Genomic DNA, 17422 nt, shown 5'->3' on the forward strand with positions numbered 1-17422 from the left:
ATGCGCGCGGTTTGGCTGGTTATTCCGCGACGCTCTGTGTACCGGCGCGGGCGATCTGCGCGTCCTGTTCGGACTTTACGCCAGACACACCGATCGCGCCTGCGATCTGGCCGCCGACCGTGACCGGCACGCCGCCTTCGAGCAACCCCGACAGCGGCGCGCTCAGAAACGCGGTGCGGCCACCGTTGATCATATCTTCATACGCCTTCGTCTCGCGACGGCCGAGCGCCGCCGCGCGCGCCTTGTCCTGCGCAATGGTGCTGCTGGCCGGCGAGGCGCCGTTCAGCCGCGCGAAGGCGAGCAGATGGCCGCCATCGTCGACGACGGCGATCGACACGGCCCAGCCGTGGCGTTCCGCTTCCGCGCGGGCGGTGGCGAGCATGCGCTCGGCGTCGGCCAGTTCGAGTTCGGGTTTCGTTTGCATGGCGTTCCTCCGGAAACGGCGGTCGGTTGACCAGCCGGTTGTCGACGAGCTCGATCCATTGGCGCACGGGTGTGCGGCCCGCGTCGTGCAGATGAGTCTGGCAGCCAACGTCGGCGGTGACAATCGATTCCGGCTGCGTGCGAGCGTGGTGACGCGACCCGCCTTGTCCGCATAGACGGGGTCGGAGCGCAGCAGGTCGCCGTATTCCTTCATGAACGCGCCGCAGCCGCTCGCGTCAGTACGATCGCTTCCGCGCCGGCTGCGATCGCGGGCCACCACGCGTCGACGTTGCGGCTCGAACGAGGGATGTACGCGGGACGGGGCTTGGCCGGCGCGGTAACCGCTAGAATTGCGGTTTTAGCCCGGAACACGTCCATGTCTTTTGCCTCGCTTGGCCTGATCGAGCCGTTACTGCGTAATCTGCAGGGCCTCAATTACCAGACACCCACGCCGGTGCAGGCCAAGGCGATTCCTGTGGTGCTCGGCGGCAAGGACGTCATGGCCGCGGCGCAGACCGGCACCGGCAAGACGGCCGGTTTCGCGCTGCCGCTGCTGCAACGGCTGGTGCAACACGGCCCGGCGGTATCCAGCAACCGCGCGCGCGTGCTGGTGCTGGTGCCCACGCGCGAACTGGCCGAACAGGTGCTGCAAAGCTTCGTCGAGTACGGCAAAGGTCTCGATCTGCGATTTCTGGCCGCCTACGGCGGAGTGAGCATCAATCCTCAGATGATGAAGCTGCGCAAGGGCGTGGACGTGCTCGTTGCCACGCCGGGCCGCTTGCTCGACCTCAATCGCCAGAACGCGGTGCAGTTCGATCAGGTGCAGACGCTGGTGCTCGACGAAGCCGACCGCATGCTCGATCTCGGCTTCGCGCGCGAACTCGACGCGGTCTTTGCCGCGTTGCCCGCCAAGCGCCAGACGCTGCTGTTCTCGGCCACGTTCTCCGACGAAATCCGCAAGATGGCGGCCGGTATTCTGCGCAGCCCGGTCGATATCAGCGTCAGCCCGCCCAACGCGACGGCCAGCAAGATCAAGCAGTGGGTCGTGCCGGTCGACAAGCGGAACAAGCCCGACCTCTTCATGCACCTGGTGGCCCAGAACAGGTGGGAGCACGCGCTGGTGTTCGTCAAGACCCGCAACGGCGTCGACTATCTAGCGCTCATGCTGGAGAAGACCGGCTATGCGGTCGATACGATCCACGGCGACAAGCCGCAACCCGCGCGTTTGCGCGCGCTGGAGCGTTTCAAGACGGGTGAAGTACAGATGCTGGTCGCCACCGATGTGGCGGCGCGCGGGCTGGATATCGACGATCTGCCGCTCGTGATCAACGTCGATCTGCCGATCGTCGCGCAAGACTACGTGCACCGTATTGGCCGGACCGGCCGCGCGGGCGCGAGCGGCGTGGCGGTATCCCTCGTGTGCGCCGATGAAGCGCCGCAACTGGCCGCGATCGAAGCGCTGATCCGGCAGACGCTGCGGCGCGAAGAAGAGCCGGGTTTCGAAGCCGAACACCGCGTGCCGGAAACCAGCGCGACGGGCGAGATCATCAAGAAACCGAAAAAGCCGAAGAAGCCGAAGGTGCAGCAAGCTGCGCCGGTCGGCAGGCAGGCGCAGCCGGGCAAGAAGCCGCCTACGCAAGGTGGCGAAGGCAAGCGCAAGCCCGTGGCGCAGCATGCGAAGCCCGCCGTCGGCACGGGAACGGACTACACCATCGGGAGCCCGTTCAGCGTGCAGAAGCCGCGGAGCAAACCGGCCGGCAAGGCGGGGGCGGGGAAGCCGGCCGGCAAATCGGCGGGTGGTCGGGGCAAGCCCGGCAAACCGTCCAGATAACCCGAACCCTTCCCGTTCAAAACGTCTGACAGGATTGATTCGTCCGATACGGTGAACGAATACGAGCGGTTCGGAACAGCGCTGCCGGTTTTCTCGTGAGCGACCTGGAACCGCCCGCGACAAGGCTTCCCGGCATGACCAACGATGTGCGATGACTGAAGTGAGAGAGGGAATGACGACGACATTCGACGAGGCGACAACGGCGGCGATCGCCGCGTTTGCCCAACTGGATTTGTACACGGCCGTGCAAGCGATGCGCGCCGAGGCGGATTACGACCACGAACGAGACCAGTGGATCTCGCGCTATATCGACGAGCACGGCGGCGGCGCGGACGATGCGGAATACGACGCCTTGCACGCGCGGGCCCAGGCAACGCCGGAATACGCGCAGTTCATCGATGCGGTTCGCCAAGAAATCCTCGAATACTTCGGCGTGACCGACGATCAACTGGACTGCATGGTCGTGCTGCGCGAGGACGACAGCGACGAGCTGTGGGCGGAAGTCAACCGGCAGCGGAGCGCGCTGGGAACCGGTGAAGTGCGCGGGGATCTCTGACCACGGGTGAGCGTGGTGCCTCGACTCCCGCCCATCAATCAATCTTCTCGCGCAAGTCGCAGCAAGACGTCGGCGAGGGCCCGGATTTTCGGTTGTGCCGCACGTTGGGGCGGATAGACGAGGAAGTAGGACAGGCCGTCTTGAGCCACATCCTCGAACGGTGTCACCAGCGATCCCGCACGGAGCCGGTCTCTCGCCATTCGCGGGTCGCCGATGGCAATGCCGTGTCCTTCCGTCGATGCCGCGAGCGTCAATTCGAGGGTATCGAATACGAGTCCGCGTCCCGCGTCGATCTGGCGTGCCCCGACATGATCAAGCCAGCACCGCCACTCTGCGTGGCTCGGCCCGGGATGCAGCAAATCGACCTGCGCGAGATCGGCAACGGATCGCAGTGAGGTTGCCAGTGCGGGCGCGCACATCGGCGTGAGCCTCTCGGAGAACAGCGGTATCGCGTCCATGCCGGTCCACTGTCCCGTGCCGCGCACGACGATGGCATCGACATCGGACGTCGTGAAATCCGGCGTATCGTCCGCGGAGGTCGAAATACGAAGCTCCGTGCCGCTCATCGCGCGATGAATGTCCGGCAGCCGCGGGAGCAGCCAGCGAACGGCGAACGTGGACGGCAACTTCAACGTGAGCACCGAAGTCGCCCGTGCATGAACGTCCGCGTGCCGGACCAATTGCGTGAGCACGTCGACCGCGACCGTCAGCAGTGCATTGCCTTCTGCCGTCAACGTCAGGCCCGATACATGGCGCACGAAGAGCGCGCATCGGTAATGCGTTTCCAACTGCTGTATCTGGCGGCTGACTGCACCTTGCGTGCGGCATAGGTGATCCGCAGCCTTGCTGACGCTGCCCAGCTGTGCCGCGGCGACGAACGACTGAATTGCCGCCAACGGCGGGAGCGGTCGCGTCAGGTCGGCCAGCGGGTATGCATGCGCGGCATACCCGGGTTGCAAATTTTTCGATTGTTCGGTCATCGGGGCGTCGCTATCGTGCGTGTACCGGATGCCCCGTTCTTGCGAGTGAACGGGGTCGTCAACGAATGATCGGAGGATAGTTTTGGACTCAACGTCGGAATCACTCCATACGCAACAGGTTCGCGCTTACCTTCGAGAACTGGAGCGAGGCGATGTCGGTGCGATCTGCGCGCTATTTACACTGGACGCGCAGATTTTCTCGCCATTTCTCGGCTGGATGCAGCCCGAACCCTTCTTTTCGAAGGTCGCCGCCGCGTCGGGAGACAGCAGGATTACACCGATCGACATCTGCGTCAGCGCAGCCGGAGCCCCACGTGCGACAGGTTACTTCATCTACGACTGGGCCTTGAAAGACGGTTCGGTGGCGCGCTTCGAGTGCGTCGACGTGTTCGAGTTCGACGTCGCGGGGCTCATCGAACGGATGATCATCGTCTACGACACCCATCCGATTCGCAGTACGGTCGGCGACAAGTACGCGTAGCCGACCCTCGGCGATGGGGCGGGCTGCCGCAGTCGTTGACGGCGTCGAAGACCGGATGGCCGGCTGGGGCGGACAGCGGCCGTTGTAAAGGCGCACGCTAAATCTCCCTTCGCTTGAAAGGGGATTGTCACGAAATCAGAGGATGGTTTCCGGTTATCGAATGTTTCAAAACCATTTCCAATCATGGGTCGCCTTTTCTATACCGGTGCTATCGATAGAAACAATCAATTTATTCGGGCGGCTGACCGCCTCTTGTAGACCGTCCAGGCTTGTATTAATCTGACGTCTACCGGGTACCGCTGAATCCACCCCTCCCCCTGCATCGTTCGGTATAAACGATGCAGACGGTGAGGTGCATTGTGACTTCGAGTCGATTTGCCTGGTTTGTCCTTGGACTGAGTGTGATTGCCGAAGTATTCGGTACCATTGGGCTCAAATTCTCGTCTGGATTCACCCACCTTCCTTCTTCAGTCTTCACCGTCGTTTGCTACGCCGGCGCCGTTTGGCTCATGTCCATTACGACATTAAACGTCGAGGTGGGTCTGGCCTACGCCGCGTGGGCCGGCGCCAGTACCGCCATCACCGCCGGACTCGGAATATTGCTCTTCGGCGAATCTGTTTCGGTATCGAAGCTCTGTGGCCTCGCGATGGCTGCAGGTAGCCTCGTCCTGCTGAATCTCAGTGATGGCCCTACCTAGCAATATCTCTCTCCTCGTCTGAACCGATACTCAACGAAGTTGCGAAAGTATTGATTTTATTCGCGATGGTGAATCGTTTATAAATTTTCATACCGGGGTATGAGATGAAGTCTGAGAATACTTGGGCATTCGCGCTTGTTTGCGTGACCATACTCTGGGGCTGGTCATTTGTCGCAATTCATCAATCTCTAGGGTTCGTCAGTGCATCAACGTTTAACGCATATCGCTTCCTGATCGGCGCAGCGGCGATGTTCATCGTGTTGATGCGCCGCTGGCGACACGTCGAATGGCGCGCAGGGCGGCGTGCCATATTGCCCGGCGTGGTCCTTTTCATCGCATTCGCGTTCCAGACAGCCGGCATCGCTTACACGACTGCATCCAACGCGAGCTTCATTACGGGGCTCGCGGTCATCTTCGCTCCAGCATTTGGCTACTGGATGCTCAAGATTCGGCCGAGCCGGCAACAGGTGATCGGCGCGGCGATCGCCGCTGTTGGTCTTGCCATGTTGACGATGCGGGACCTTTCGATACACGTCGGTGATGCACTTGTTCTTGGGTGTGCTGTTTTCACGGCGCTGCACATCGTAGTGCTATCGAAGCGAAGCAAGGGCGCCGACGTCGAACTGCTTGCATTCATCCAGGTATTGGTCGTAGGCGTACTGTCGCTGTTGTGGTCGTTGGCATTCCACGAGTTTTCAGTTCCTAACTCACCTCAGCCCGTCTGGACGGCGATCATCGTCGGAATCGGGGGGACCGCGATCGGCTATTTCGTGCAGACCCGGGCACAGGTCGAATCCGCACCTGGTCGAATCGCACTGATCCTGGTGCTGGAGCCCGTTTTCGGTGGGCTCTTCGGCTACGTCCTCGGTGGTGATCGCCTGAGTTCCATGAATTTCGCCGGCGCAGCGCTCATCATCGCCGCGATGTTCGTCACGGAGTATCGCCCTCGCTTACGTGTGGTCACGAATTGATATCCCGATTGTGGAGAGGCAATCGGTGTTTGTGCATGTTCCTTAGAACTTTTCTTTTGTGGAGAAATTCATGCGCGATCAAGTCCAGAAAGAGTCCAGTGAGCTTATCGTGATCGACCGAAGGCTCGACAACACAGCGCCCTGGCAGGAGTGGGCTAACCAGATTGTCGACCAAGGATTTGCGATCATCTCGATCGGGCCAAGGATGCAGGATGACTTCCATGCGCTTCAGCAGTTGGCGGGGACTGTGGGTTTCCGCGACAAACAGGAGTTCTGCTTCGTCGACCGGACCGACGGCTACTTTCCGGTCGGATACTCCCATATCGGAAAAGAAAATAGTGACCGGTGCGAGATCTTCAACTACTGGCATCGCTTCAAGGACGAGCACCAGCAGTACGAGTTCAGCCGTAGCGAGTTTTACTCGCGTATCGCGAGCTACGAGGCGCAGGTCGCCGGCTATGGGCAGAAGTTGGTCGACGAAATCCGGAAGCGCTACGGCTACGCACGCGAAATTCCGACGCGCGACGACTCATATCTGCAATACAACCACTACCGCGAAGACCTCCGTCTCGGCAACAGCCGTTATCTGCAAGGAAAGCACGAGGACGGACACCTGATCACGGTTATCAAGCCGAATGCGCCGGGACTCGTCCTGTTCCAGGGCGACAAGGAGTGTCTCGTCGACGTCGCGAAGGACCAGGCCATCGCGATCTCAGGGTCTCTATTAACGGAGCTCTCTGACGGAGAAATCCAACCGACTTTCCACGCCGTTCTGAACCTTACCCTGCCGACCGCCCGTGCCTCGATCGTCTACAACGTGAACGTATTGAGCAGTATCATTCCGAGCTTCAAGCAGGGCCGCGATATCCGCATGTACGACTTCGCGAACGAGCGTCATCTCGAATTCGGGCATGCACCCTACGTCATCGAGCAGGTTTAAGCCCTGTCCGTTCTGCAAAGCTACGTCGAGCGCCAGACAACTCACCATCCTCATTGATTGTTGTTGAAAAAATGAGGATGGCATTCCGCTCCCGTCCATCCCCAGTTTCATACATTCACCTCAGGGCCGCGAGGGAACGCACCGCTCGCCGTGCCTGAGTCGTTGAATGGCAGCTTTCCGACTCCGCGAAAGGAAGCTCAGGCTCCCCGACCGACATGCACGCACCCCCGCAAAGCATGAAAAAAGCCCGCCGAAGCGGGCAACCTCACGATGCGGAGGGGGAGATTCGAAACGCGAGCGGCGCGCGTTCAGCCTTTCGTCGCGCCGAACGTGAGCCCCGCGACGAAATGCTTCTGCATCGCGAAGAACATCGCGACCGACGGCAGCGCGGCGAGAATCGACCCGGCGGATACGAGATTCCACGACGTCGTCCATTGCCCCTTCAGCGCCACGACACCCGCCGTGATCGGCGCGGCCTCATCGCCTTGCGTCAGACACAGCGCCCAGAAGTAATCGTTCCACACGAACGTGAACACGAGAATCGCGAGCGCGGCCAGCGCCGGCCGGATCAGCGGCAGCACGATGCGCCAGAACACCGTCCATTCGCCCGCGCCTTCGATGCGTGCCGCCTCGATCAGCTCGAACGGCAACTGCTTGATGAAGTTGCGCAGGAACAGCGTGCAGAACCCCGTCTGAAACGCGACGTGGAACAGGATCAGCGCTTCGACGGTGTTGAACACGCCGAGCCGCAGCGACAGGTCGCGCACCGGAATCATCAGCACCTGCACCGGCACGAAGTTGCCGGCGACGAACGTGCCGAACAGCGCGGTATTGCCGCGAAACCGGTAGGTCGCGAGCGCGAAGCCAGCCATCGCGGCGAGCGCGATCGAGCCGATGACCGACGGCACCGTGATCTGCACGCTGTTCCAGAAGTAATGCAGCATCGGCGACGTCGTCAGCGCGTCGCGATAGTTCTCGATCATCGAGAAATGCCGCGGCCAGCCCCAGTAGTGGCCTTCGACGAGTTCCTCCGTCGAGCGCACCGACGTGACGAACACCGCGATCATCGGCAGCAGCCAGATCACGAGCGCGACGGGCAGCGACAGCTTGTACAGCCGGCGCGATATCGGCTTCCAGTGGGCAACGGGTGTCGGAAACATGATGAGTGAGCTCCCGGAAGGTCACTGTTCGTTGCGCAGCATCCGGCGCAACTGGAACACGATATAGACGAGCATGATCGCGAACAGCACGACCGCGATCGATGCGGAATAGCCGAGCCGGTAGTACTTGATCGCCTGGTCGTACATGTAATACGCGAGGACGGTCGAGCTTTCGAACGGGCCGCCGCCCGTCATCACCGAGATCAGGTCGAAGCTGCGCAGCGCGCCGATCACGGTGACGACGATCGCCATGAAGGTGGTCGGCCGCAGTTGCGGCAGCACGACGTGCCACAGCAGCGCGAAGCCGCGTGCGCCTTCCATCCGCGCGGCTTCGATCTGTTCCGGGTTGACCGACGTGAGGCCGGTCAGGTACAGGATCATGCAGTACGCCGTCTGCGGCCACAGCGCGGCGAACACGATGCCGAAGGTCGCATAGCGCGCGTCGCCGAGCACCGGGATGCCGTGCCCGGCGATGAGCGCGAGCAGCCCGAAGGTCGGATCGTAGAACCACGAGAAGATCAGCCCGACGACCACGCCCGACAGCACGAACGGCGCGAAGAACAGCGACTTCACGAGCCGGATGCCGCCGACCGCCTGGTTCAGGTACAGCGCGAGCGCGAGGCCGAGCGGCGGCGCGAGCATGAACAGCACGAGCCAGATCACGTTGTTGCGCAGCGCCGTGTAGAACGTCGGCGCCTGCAGCAGCTCCGCATAGTTCGCGAGACCGACGAAGGTGCGCTCGGTCATTCCGTCCCAGTTGTACAGGCTCAGCGACAACGTCGACAGGATCGGCCAGATCACATAAATGGCAACCATCGCGCAGGCCGGCGCGAGAAAGAGCCACGCGGCACGCCGTTGCCGCCGCACGGCGGGCGACGGGCGGCGCGCGGGCAGCGCGCTGGCGGATGAGCCGCGCGGCGGCGCGGTGCCGGCGGGCGGGGGGGACGTGATCGGACTGGACACGGCAAGCCTCCTGAACGGACACGGCGGCGCGTGGCCGCCGGTTGGGTCACGCGGTCACTTCTTGTAAATCCGCTTGCGGGTCTGTTCGAGTTGCGCGAGCACCGTATCGAGCTGCGCGGGATTCGCGAGGAACTGCTGCATCCCCTTCATCCCCTCGTCGGCCATTTCCTTGGTCATGTCGCGGTCGTAGAACTGCGCGACGCCGCCCTTCGTGTCGGCGAGGATCCGGAAGCCGATGCGCGAGATCGGATCGGCCGGCTCGGGCGACTTGCTGTTCGCCGACAGCGAGCCGAGCCCTTCGGCGAGCTTCGCGCCCATCTCGGGGGTTTCGACGAACGCGAGGAACGTGTGCGCGTCGGCCTTGTTCTTCGCCTTGGTCGGGATGTGCAGCGATTCGACCGGGCCGTCCTCGGCGGTCGGCACCTTCGGATCGATGATCGGGAAGCGGTAATAGCCCATGTCCGGCTTCACGTTCGGCGGGAAACCCGCCGCGATGAAGGTGCCCATCAGCATCATCGCGGCCTTGCCCTGGAACAGGAACGGCTGCGCGCCGTCGAGATCGTAGGACAGCGCGTTGTCGATGAAGTAGCCCGAGTCGATCAGCGATTTCCACGTCGTGTAGACCTTCTTCACGCGCGGGTCGGTGTACGGCACGTCGCCGGCCATCAATTGCTGGTGGAACGCGTTGCCGTTCAGGCGCAGGTCGAGATAGTCGAACCAGCCGGCGAGCGTCCACGCGTCGCGGCCACCGATCGCGATCGGCGTGATGCCCGCGGCCTTCAGCTTCTTGCATGCATCGAGAAACTGGTCCCACGTCTTCGGTTCGTCGGCGATGCCGACCTTGCGGAACAGGTCCTTGCGGTAGAAGAGGCCCCACGAGTAGTAGACGGTCGGCGCCGCGTACTGCTTGCCGTTATAGGACGACGCGCTGCGCGTCGACGCATACATCGCGTCCCAGCCGTTCTTCGACCAGTCGCCGCTCAGGTCCTCGAACAGCCCGCGCTTCGCGTAGTACGCCATCCGCTCGCCCGCGTGCCAGTTCACGACGTCCGGTGCGACGGTGGTGAGCCACGCGGGGAGCTGCACCTTGTACGCTTCCTCGTCGACGAAGGTCGGCTTCACGTCGATGTCGGGATGGGCCTTGTGGAACGCTTCGATCGTCGACTGCCACACCGCACGCTGGCTCGCGCCCTTGAACGCGATGTTGATGGTCAGCGTGCCGGCATCGGCAGGCGTCGTCATGGCGAGCGACGCAAGGCCGAAGGCGACGGCGGCGGTCGCCAGGCGGGCAGCGACGCGAAGGGGGCGATGGGTCATGAGTGTCTCCAGTCCTGTGTGTCGTTGTGCGTGACCGGCGCGTGGCGGCGCCGGGGGCGGTTGCTAGGAACGGCTTCGATACACGGCGACGCCTTGCGGCTCGACCTGCGCGCCGCCGAACACGAACGCGGACGGCGGTACGCCATCGATCGTGTGCGGCGTGCCCGCGTAGTTGAATACGTAAGTCAGGCCGCCGCGCCGGCTCACGCGCACGGCGTCGCCGAGCGGCGTCGGGGCCAGGCCCGCTTCGGCCGCGATATCGGCGAACAGGCGCACGGTGGTCGCCTCGTCGAACAGCGCGGCCCAGTAATGCAGCGTGCCGTGCGACAGGCAGGCCGGGTGACCGTCGGCGAAGCGTGCGTGCACGACGCTGCGTGTGTCGTCGTCGTTGAGCTCGACGAGATCGCGCCAGTGACGCGCGTCGCCCGCGAGCGGCGAACCGTCGCGCAGCGTGCCGTCGACTCGTTCGGTGACGTTCGGCCGCAGCGACTCGACGCGCCACACGCGTACCGGCAGGATCGACGCGAGGGGGCCGGGCGGCAACGCCGGCGGAATCTGCAGGTCGATGGTTTTCGAGCCGGTGCGCGGGCCGAACACCGCATGGGCGCCCGACGCGGCGAGCCGCGACGCGAAATCGTCCGGCACGACCGGCAGCGGCGGCACGACGACGAGCCGGTAGCCGTCGAGCGGCGCGTGCGCGGAAACGATGTCGACGTCGAGCCCGAGCGAACGCAGCGCCGAGTAGTACTCGAATGCGAAACGCGGGTAGTGGAAATCGGCGCCTTGCGGCTGCACTTCGAACAGCCACTTCGCGTCGTAGTCGAACACCAGCGCAACGGGGGCGCGCACCGCGCCGTTCGCGTCGGCATCGGCGCCGGCGTCGAGCACGGCGGCGATTTCCTGCGCGACGCGCTGCGCTTCGCGGCCGCCTTCGTCGAGCCGGTTGTCGGGGGTATTCAGGCCCGCGTGCATCTGCTCCTGCGCAAACGGCGCCTGCCGCCAGCGGAAGTACGACACGCAGCCGGCGCCGTGCGCGAACGCTTCCCAGCTCCACAGCCGCACCATGCCCGGCAGCGGCGCGGGGTTCCAGTGCGCCCAGTTCACCGGGCCCGGCTGCTGCTCCATCACCCAGAACGGCAGCTTCGACATGCCGCGGTACAGGTCGTGATTGAACGACGCGAAATCGGGATGGCCGGTGCGCAGCCAGCGCGCCTTCACGTCGGGCGCGAACCACAGCTCCTCGAGCGCGCCGAGCGGATAGCTGTCCCACGTCGCGAGATCGAGGTCGCGCGCGACTTCGTAGTGATCGAACTCGGTGAAGAGCTGCATGAAGTTGTGCGCGACCGGGCGGCCCGGCGAATGCGCGCGGATCACGTCGACCTGCATCCGGTGATAGCGCGCGAGTTCGTCGGACGCGAAGCGCCGGTAGTCGAGGCGATGCGACGGATTGGCTTCGGTCACGGTGCCCACGGGCGCGTCCACTTCGTCGAAATGGCGATATTCCATGCTCCAGAACACGGTGCCCCATGCGCGGTTCAGCGCGTCGATCGTGCCGTAGCGTGCTTTCAGCCATTCGCGAAAGCGCACGAGCGCGGCCGGCGAGTAGCTGACGACGGTCTGGTGGCAGCCGAGTTCGTTGTCGGTCTGCCAGTAGCGCACGGCCGGGTGGCGACCGTAGCGTTCGGCGACCGCCGTGCAGATCTGGCGCGACGCTTCGAGATAGACCGGCGACGAGAAATCGTAGTGGCGGCGCGAACCGAACGCGCGCGGGCGGCCGTCCGCGCCGATCGCGAGGATGTCGGGATGGCGGTCCACCAGCCATTTCGGCGGCGTCGCGGTCGGCGTGCACATCACGATTTCGAGGCCGGCCGCGCCGAGCACGTCGACCGCACGGTCGAGCCAGCCCCAGTCGTATTCGCCCGGCGACGGCTCGATGCGGCTCCACGCGAATTCGGCGATCCGCACCTGCTCGATGCCGAGCGCTTTCATCCGGCGGGCGTCGTCGGCCCACATCGATTCCGGCCAGTGTTCCGGGTAGTAACAGACTCCGAGGCGCATGCCCGATCCTTATGCGTAGTGGTGGACGGGAAGGTCGGCGCACGCGGGCACCGCGCGGCCGTCTTCGGTGAACAGGTGGCAGGCCGCGGCCGGCGCGTGCACGTGCACGCGTTCGCCGGTGCGCACCGGCGCGTCGCCGGGTACTTTCGCGATCAGCGGCGTCGCGTCGGGTAGGCCGGGCGAGTCGAGGTGCACGTAGGTCTGCTCGCCGAGGCGTTCGACGAGCGCGACGTCGCGCGCGAGCGTCGTCGCATCGGGGGCGGCGCCGAGCGTCAGGTGTTCGGGACGGATGCCGAGCGTCACGGCGGCGCCGGCGGAGAGCGCCGAGCCGTCGCGCGGCAGCGTGAAGGTTTCGCCGGACGGCACGAGCGTGACGGTCGTGCGACGCGCGTCGCACGCGGTCACGACGGCCGGCAGGAAGTTCATGCGCGGCGAGCCGATGAAGCCCGCGACGAAGCGGCTGGCCGGATGGTGATAGAGGTCGAGCGGCGCGCCGACCTGAGCGATGCTGCCGTGCCGCGCGGTATCCGCGCCGGCGTGCAGCAGCACGATCTTGTCGGCGAGCGTCATCGCCTCGGTCTGGTCGTGCGTCACGTAGACGACGCTCGCACGTTCGAACTGCCGATGCAGCTTCGCGATTTCGACGCGGGTCTGGCCGCGCAGCGCCGCATCGAGATTCGACAGCGGTTCGTCGAACAGGAATACGCCGGGCTCGCGCACGATCGCGCGGCCGATCGCGACGCGCTGCCGCTGGCCGCCGGACAGCGCCTTCGGCTTGCGCTCGAGCAGCGTGTCGAGCTGCAGGATGCGCGCGGCGTCGCGTACCTTGCGGTCGATCTCGGCCTTCGGCACGCGCGCGAGCTTCAGCCCGAACGCCATGTTCTCGTACACCGTCATGTGCGGAAACAGCGCGTAGCTCTGGAACACCATCGCGACGCCGCGCTCGGCGGCCGGCACGTCGTCGACGCGGCGGCCGTCGATCGACAGCTCGCCCGCGCTCAGATCCTCGAGCCCGGCGATCATGCGCAGCAGCGTTGATTTCCCACAGCCGGACGGCCCGAGAAACACGCAGAACTCGTGCGCGCCGATCTCCAGATCGACGTCGCGAATGACCGGCGCGTGCTCGCCATAGGCTTTCTGCACGCGTCGCATCGAGATGCTCGCCATTGTCTCCGCTCCATGTTCTAATGCGCCGTACTGCTTGATTAAGCGCTTAATCATCGCGATCAAAAAAAGGGGCGATGCGATCGCGGCCGAGTCGCGCCCGTTGGTCGGGCGGCAAGGTGTCCGGCGATAGTGCGCCGCTTCGGTGAGCGAAGCAAATACTGGATCGACGTCTCATATAGTGGGCAAACGATGGCAACACTGGATGAAGTGGCGCGCCGCGCCGGTGTGACGGCCGCGACGGTGTCGAACGTGCTGCGCGACCGCGGCCGGGTCGGCGACGCGACGCGGGCACGGGTGCTCGATGCGGTCGACGCGCTCGGGTATCGGCCGCATCTCGCCGCGCGGGCGCTGGCGGAAGGGCGCGCGCCGACGGTTGCGCTGATGGTATCGAGCATCGCGAACCCGTTCTATCCGGAGTTCGCGTTGGCGGTCGAGCGCGCGGTACGCCGCAACGGGCAGTTCCTGATCGTCTGCAATACGAACGAAGATCCGTTGCAGGGGCGCGCGTATCTCGACCAGATCGCCGGCACGATCTCCGAGGGGATTCTCGTGACCAACGCGAACCTGCATCTGCCGGACCTGCTCGACGTCGCGCGGCGTGGCGTGCCGGTCGTGCTGTGCCTGTGGGAGCGACCCGAGGCGCCGCCCGACGGGTTGCCGTGCGTGGCGATCGATTTCCGCGAGGCGGGACGGATCGCGACGCGGCATCTGCTCGAACTCGGTCACGAGAAGATCGGCGTGATCGTCGGCGGCGCGGCGTGCGGCGTGCAGGCGGCGCGCTACGACGGCTTCGTCGACGTGATGCGCGACGCGGGGCTCGACGCGTCGATCGTCGCGGCCGAGCGCGATTCGATCGAAGGCGGCCTCCGTGCGGCAGGCCGGCTGCTCGATGCGCACCCGCGATTGACCGCGCTGGTCGCGACCAACGACCTGCCGGCGATCGGCGCGATGCACGCGGCGGCCGATCGCGGCCGGCGCGTGCCCGACGATCTGTCGATCGTCGGCATCACCGACATCCATCTCGCCCGCGACACGCGGCCCACGCTGACGACCGTCGCGATCCCGACCGCCGAAGCGGCCGGCCTCGCGGTCGAATTGCTCAATACGCTGCGCGAGGCGGCCGGGCAGGGCGACGACGCGTCGCGCGTGCGGGTCGCGTCGCTGCCGACGCTGGCGGTGCGCGGCACGACCGGGCCGGTGCACGACCGCGCACCGCGCCGTGCCGGCCGCGCGCGCCGCACGTAAGGCCGCGAACGGGCCAGGTGACGGCGCGAGGTTCGTTGGTAGAATTCGCATCCGTAGACAGCCGCCGGCGGCGATCCAGACCGCCGGCGGCTGCGCCCGACGGCCGACCCGCGCCCGCTTCGGCGCTCGACCCCATACGTGAATGAAGAAAACCGTCAAGACAGGTACGGCAACGGCTTCCGGCACGGCGCGCGCACGCCGGCCGACGCAGGCGGAGCGCAGCCAGGCGACGCGTGAGCGCGTCATTGCCGCCGCGATAGCGCTGCTGCACAAGGAAGGCTATTCGGGCGCGACGACGCTCGCGATCCGGCGCGAAGCCGACGTCAGCATGGGCGCGCTGCAGCACCAGTTTCCGACCAAGGCGGAATTGATGGCCGCGGTGCAGGAACGGCTCACCGGCGATCGCTTCGCGCAGTTCGAACGCGCGTCGCGCAGCGCCACGACGCCGCTCGAGCGGATCGACCGGATGCTCGATGTCGCCGGCGCGCTCATCGGTACGCCGCTGTTCGCCGCCAGCATGGAGATCCAGCTGGCGCGACGCGCCGACAAGGAACTCGACGAGGCCGTGGCACGCATCCTCCAGCCGTTCGACGACGGGTTTCGCGCATTGATGCGCGATGTCGTCGCGGGTTTCGACCGGGAGACCGCGCTCAAGGTCACGCAATTGCAGTTGCTGGGCGGATCGATGATCCGCGGGCTGACCATCGACGTCGTGACGGGCGGCGAACCGGCCGCGGCGCGGGCCGCGTTCGCGCTGTGGCGCGACATCGCGCTGCGGCAAATCACGGACATGACGCAATCCCCCGCGCCCGCGCCGACGAAAACCGACAAGCGCCGCGCTTCGCGCTGAGATTCCGCTGACGATTCCGGCCGCGCACGTCATCGTGCCGGCCGCGCCGCATTTCGAGACACCGCTCGGTTTGCTCAATTGACAAGCAATATAGCCTACTTGTATGTTGCGGCTCATGCATGTTCGTGGCTGCGCTGTTGCTGATGGCAATGCGTCGAACCGATACGCATGCCTGTGCGACCCGATCACGGATTCTTGCCGACATGACCCGAGCAACACACCTGTACCGAACCGCCGGCTTCGCCGCCGCGCTCCTGATGCTGTCCGCATGCGCGAGCATGAAGCCGCATGCGGCCGATGCCGATCGTGCGGATGCCGGCGCCGCCTCCGCCTCCGCCGTCTCGCATGCTGGCCGCTGGTTGATCGACGACGAAGGGCGCGTGCTGATCGTTCACGGCGTCAACGTCGTGGTCAAGCAGCCGCCGTATGCGCCGGAAGCCGCCGGCTTCGGCGCGAAAGAAATGGACCGGCTTGCGGCGGACGGCTTCAACGCCGTGCGTCTGGGCGTCGCGCAGCAACAGCTCGAACCCGCGCCCGGACGCTACGACGGCGCCTACCTCGCATCGCTCGCCCGCACTCAGCGGCAACTCGCGGATCGCCGCATCTACACGCTGCTCGACATGCATCAGGACGGCTACTCGCGCCGGTTCGTCTCCGAACGTCGCCGCGACGAAGTCGCGGCGGGCAATCCCGGCGGCGCGGAAATCAACAACGGCTTCGCCGACTGGATGGCGCTCGACGACGGCTTGCCGAACGTCAACCCCGGCCATCCGTACTACTACGTCACGTCTAAGGCGATCAACCGCGCGTTCGACCATCTCTACGGGAATGCGCGCGGGCCCGAAGGCGTCGGCCTCGCGGACCGTTTCGCCGCTGTGTGGCGGCATGTCGCCGCCGGTTTTGCGGGCCGGCCTTATCTGCTCGGCTACGAATTGCTGAACGAGCCGTGGCCGGGCACACGCTGGCTCGACTGTGCTGGGCCGCAAGGCTGCGCGGCGTTCGACCAGAAGGTGATGTCGGTTTTCAACCGCACGCTGCGAACCGCGATTCGCGATACGGATCGCGGCACGCTGGTCTTTCAGGAACCGAATCCGCTGTTCAATCTTGGTTTTCCGACGCAGCTCGACCCAGGCGATGCGCGCTCGGGTTTCGCGTTCCACAACTACGCGTCGAAGGTCGATCAGTTCGCGAAAGCCGTCGACACGACCCTGCCCGCCGGCCAGCCGCCGTTGTCCGGACGGCTTGCGCCGCTGCTCGGCGGCACCGACGCGGACAAGGAGGCGCGCGTGTTCGGCAATGCGCTCGCCCGTGTCGATGCGACCGGCGAGGCGTTGCTGATGACCGAATTCGGCGGCCTCGACGCGCCCGATCCGGCGGGGCGCCTGGTCGAGCGGATGGCGGACGCCGCGGACCGCGACATGATTCCGTGGATCTACTGGCGCTTCCCCGTTCCGGCCGATTCCACGGCTGCATCGTGGCAATCGGTGCGCGACGTGCTGGTGCGCCCTTATCCGCAAGCGATCGCGGGCACGCCGACACGCTGGCGCTTCGACCCGGCAACGCAGCGTTTCGAGCTGCGCTATGCGACGCGCCCGGCCGGCTCGGCGCTGCGGCCCGGTGCGCTGACGCAGATCTTCGTGCCCGACTACCGCTATCCGCACGGCTATCGCGCGCGGGTGACCGGGGGAACGGTCGAATCCGCGCCCAATGCGCGCGCGCTGCTGGTGGCCGCCCGCCCGGATGCGGCGGAGGTGATCGTCGAGGTCACGCCGGCGCCGTAAT

The 17422-nt window shown here is 65.3% G+C and carries 16 protein-coding genes and 1 pseudogene; 9 read left to right on the top strand and 8 right to left on the bottom strand.

Annotated features, from left to right (window positions below; all coding sequences use genetic code 11):
• Positions 1 to 19: 19 nt before the first annotated feature.
• On the bottom strand, positions 20 to 424 hold the full coding sequence (locus AP428_RS27255; RefSeq protein WP_011548775.1) for a heme-binding protein: 405 nt from the start codon (positions 422 to 424) through the stop codon (positions 20 to 22).
• A gap of 25 nt (positions 425 to 449) precedes the next feature.
• Positions 450 to 738: pseudogene (locus tag AP428_RS36050) on the bottom strand (hypothetical protein); the annotation flags it as partial.
• 61 nt (positions 739 to 799) lie between these two features.
• On the opposite strand from AP428_RS36050, the gene AP428_RS27260 reads away from it, so the two are divergent.
• On the top strand, positions 800 to 2254 hold the full coding sequence (locus AP428_RS27260; protein ID WP_041489654.1) for a DEAD/DEAH box helicase: 1455 nt from the start codon (positions 800 to 802) through the stop codon (positions 2252 to 2254).
• 172 nt (positions 2255 to 2426) lie between these two features.
• Complete coding sequence (locus AP428_RS27265; RefSeq protein ID WP_011548777.1) at positions 2427 to 2810, top strand: hypothetical protein; 384 nt, start codon at positions 2427 to 2429, stop codon at positions 2808 to 2810.
• Between the two features lie 38 nt (positions 2811 to 2848).
• Here AP428_RS27265 and AP428_RS27270 read toward each other — a convergent pair whose 3' ends face one another.
• On the bottom strand, positions 2849 to 3790 hold the full coding sequence (locus tag AP428_RS27270) for a LysR substrate-binding domain-containing protein (RefSeq protein WP_011548778.1): 942 nt from the start codon (positions 3788 to 3790) through the stop codon (positions 2849 to 2851).
• An 82-nt stretch (positions 3791 to 3872) separates the two neighbouring features.
• Between AP428_RS27270 and AP428_RS27275 the strand changes: the two genes are divergently transcribed.
• The 4 genes from AP428_RS27275 to AP428_RS27290 all read left to right on the top strand — a co-directional run bounded on the left by AP428_RS27275 (position 3873) and on the right by AP428_RS27290 (position 6880).
• Entirely contained in the window at positions 3873 to 4271 is a 399-nt protein-coding gene (locus AP428_RS27275; RefSeq protein WP_011548779.1) for a nuclear transport factor 2 family protein, read from the top strand.
• A 338-nt stretch (positions 4272 to 4609) separates the two neighbouring features.
• Positions 4610 to 4969, top strand: a complete 360-nt coding sequence (locus AP428_RS27280) for a multidrug efflux SMR transporter (RefSeq protein WP_011694904.1) — start codon at positions 4610 to 4612, stop codon at positions 4967 to 4969.
• A gap of 104 nt (positions 4970 to 5073) precedes the next feature.
• Positions 5074 to 5940 (top strand): DMT family transporter, encoded by an 867-nt coding sequence (locus AP428_RS27285; protein WP_011548781.1) that lies wholly within the window; start codon positions 5074 to 5076, stop codon positions 5938 to 5940.
• Between the two features lie 70 nt (positions 5941 to 6010).
• Positions 6011 to 6880 carry a hypothetical protein gene (locus AP428_RS27290; RefSeq protein WP_011548782.1) on the top strand — a complete coding sequence of 290 codons (870 nt, stop codon included), beginning with the start codon at positions 6011 to 6013 and terminating at the stop codon, positions 6878 to 6880.
• Positions 6881 to 7188: 308 nt separating this feature from the next.
• On the opposite strand, the gene AP428_RS27295 is transcribed toward AP428_RS27290, so the two are convergent.
• The 5 genes from AP428_RS27295 to AP428_RS27315 all read right to left on the bottom strand — a co-directional run bounded on the left by AP428_RS27295 (position 7189) and on the right by AP428_RS27315 (position 13545).
• Positions 7189 to 8040 carry a carbohydrate ABC transporter permease gene (locus AP428_RS27295; protein WP_011548783.1) on the bottom strand — a complete coding sequence of 284 codons (852 nt, stop codon included), beginning with the start codon at positions 8038 to 8040 and terminating at the stop codon, positions 7189 to 7191.
• A gap of 21 nt (positions 8041 to 8061) precedes the next feature.
• The gene (locus tag AP428_RS27300; protein WP_011694903.1) at positions 8062 to 9003 is read right to left on the bottom strand and encodes a carbohydrate ABC transporter permease; all 942 of its coding nucleotides are present in this window, start codon (positions 9001 to 9003) and stop codon (positions 8062 to 8064) included.
• Positions 9004 to 9057: 54 nt separating this feature from the next.
• The gene (locus tag AP428_RS27305; RefSeq protein WP_011548785.1) at positions 9058 to 10320 is read right to left on the bottom strand and encodes an ABC transporter substrate-binding protein; all 1263 of its coding nucleotides are present in this window, start codon (positions 10318 to 10320) and stop codon (positions 9058 to 9060) included.
• A gap of 63 nt (positions 10321 to 10383) precedes the next feature.
• Entirely contained in the window at positions 10384 to 12378 is a 1995-nt protein-coding gene (locus tag AP428_RS27310) for a beta-galactosidase (protein ID WP_011548786.1), read from the bottom strand.
• A 9-nt stretch (positions 12379 to 12387) separates the two neighbouring features.
• Positions 12388 to 13545, bottom strand: a complete 1158-nt coding sequence (locus tag AP428_RS27315; protein WP_011548787.1) for an ABC transporter ATP-binding protein — start codon at positions 13543 to 13545, stop codon at positions 12388 to 12390.
• Positions 13546 to 13734: 189 nt separating this feature from the next.
• Between AP428_RS27315 and AP428_RS27320 the strand changes: the two genes are divergently transcribed.
• From AP428_RS27320 to AP428_RS27330, 3 genes are all read left to right on the top strand, one after another.
• Positions 13735 to 14790 (top strand): LacI family DNA-binding transcriptional regulator, encoded by a 1056-nt coding sequence (locus AP428_RS27320; RefSeq protein ID WP_011548788.1) that lies wholly within the window; start codon positions 13735 to 13737, stop codon positions 14788 to 14790.
• Between the two features lie 142 nt (positions 14791 to 14932).
• A complete protein-coding gene (locus AP428_RS27325; protein WP_011548789.1) occupies positions 14933 to 15640 on the top strand; it encodes a TetR/AcrR family transcriptional regulator in 708 nt (235 codons plus the stop codon).
• Between the two features lie 203 nt (positions 15641 to 15843).
• Positions 15844 to 17421: a cellulase family glycosylhydrolase gene (locus tag AP428_RS27330; RefSeq protein ID WP_226292223.1), complete on the top strand. Its 1578-nt coding sequence runs from the start codon at positions 15844 to 15846 to the stop codon at positions 17419 to 17421.
• Position 17422 lies beyond the last annotated feature (1 nt).

The sequence above is a fragment of the Burkholderia sp. E168m22 genome, from assembly GCF_001319805.1.
Taxonomy (GTDB): Bacteria; Pseudomonadota; Gammaproteobacteria; order Burkholderiales; family Burkholderiaceae; genus Burkholderia; species Burkholderia orbicola.

Coding starts and splice junctions, on each gene's coding strand:
- AP428_RS27325 (WP_011548789.1), top strand. CDS start 14,933: ATGAAGAAAACCGTCAAGACAGGTACGGCAACGGCTTCCGGCACGGCG.
- AP428_RS27320 (WP_011548788.1), top strand. CDS start 13,735: ATGGCAACACTGGATGAAGTGGCGCGCCGCGCCGGTGTGACGGCCGCG.
- AP428_RS27295 (WP_011548783.1), bottom strand. CDS start 8,040: ATGTTTCCGACACCCGTTGCCCACTGGAAGCCGATATCGCGCCGGCTG.
- AP428_RS27310 (WP_011548786.1), bottom strand. CDS start 12,378: ATGCGCCTCGGAGTCTGTTACTACCCGGAACACTGGCCGGAATCGATG.
- AP428_RS27290 (WP_011548782.1), top strand. CDS start 6,011: ATGCGCGATCAAGTCCAGAAAGAGTCCAGTGAGCTTATCGTGATCGAC.
- AP428_RS27255 (WP_011548775.1), bottom strand. CDS start 424: ATGCAAACGAAACCCGAACTCGAACTGGCCGACGCCGAGCGCATGCTC.
- AP428_RS27280 (WP_011694904.1), top strand. CDS start 4,610: ATGCAGACGGTGAGGTGCATTGTGACTTCGAGTCGATTTGCCTGGTTT.
- AP428_RS27330 (WP_226292223.1), top strand. CDS start 15,844: ATGACCCGAGCAACACACCTGTACCGAACCGCCGGCTTCGCCGCCGCG.
- AP428_RS27260 (WP_041489654.1), top strand. CDS start 800: ATGTCTTTTGCCTCGCTTGGCCTGATCGAGCCGTTACTGCGTAATCTG.
- AP428_RS27315 (WP_011548787.1), bottom strand. CDS start 13,545: ATGGCGAGCATCTCGATGCGACGCGTGCAGAAAGCCTATGGCGAGCAC.
- AP428_RS27285 (WP_011548781.1), top strand. CDS start 5,074: ATGAAGTCTGAGAATACTTGGGCATTCGCGCTTGTTTGCGTGACCATA.
- AP428_RS27270 (WP_011548778.1), bottom strand. CDS start 3,790: ATGACCGAACAATCGAAAAATTTGCAACCCGGGTATGCCGCGCATGCA.
- AP428_RS27305 (WP_011548785.1), bottom strand. CDS start 10,320: ATGACCCATCGCCCCCTTCGCGTCGCTGCCCGCCTGGCGACCGCCGCC.
- AP428_RS27265 (WP_011548777.1), top strand. CDS start 2,427: ATGACGACGACATTCGACGAGGCGACAACGGCGGCGATCGCCGCGTTT.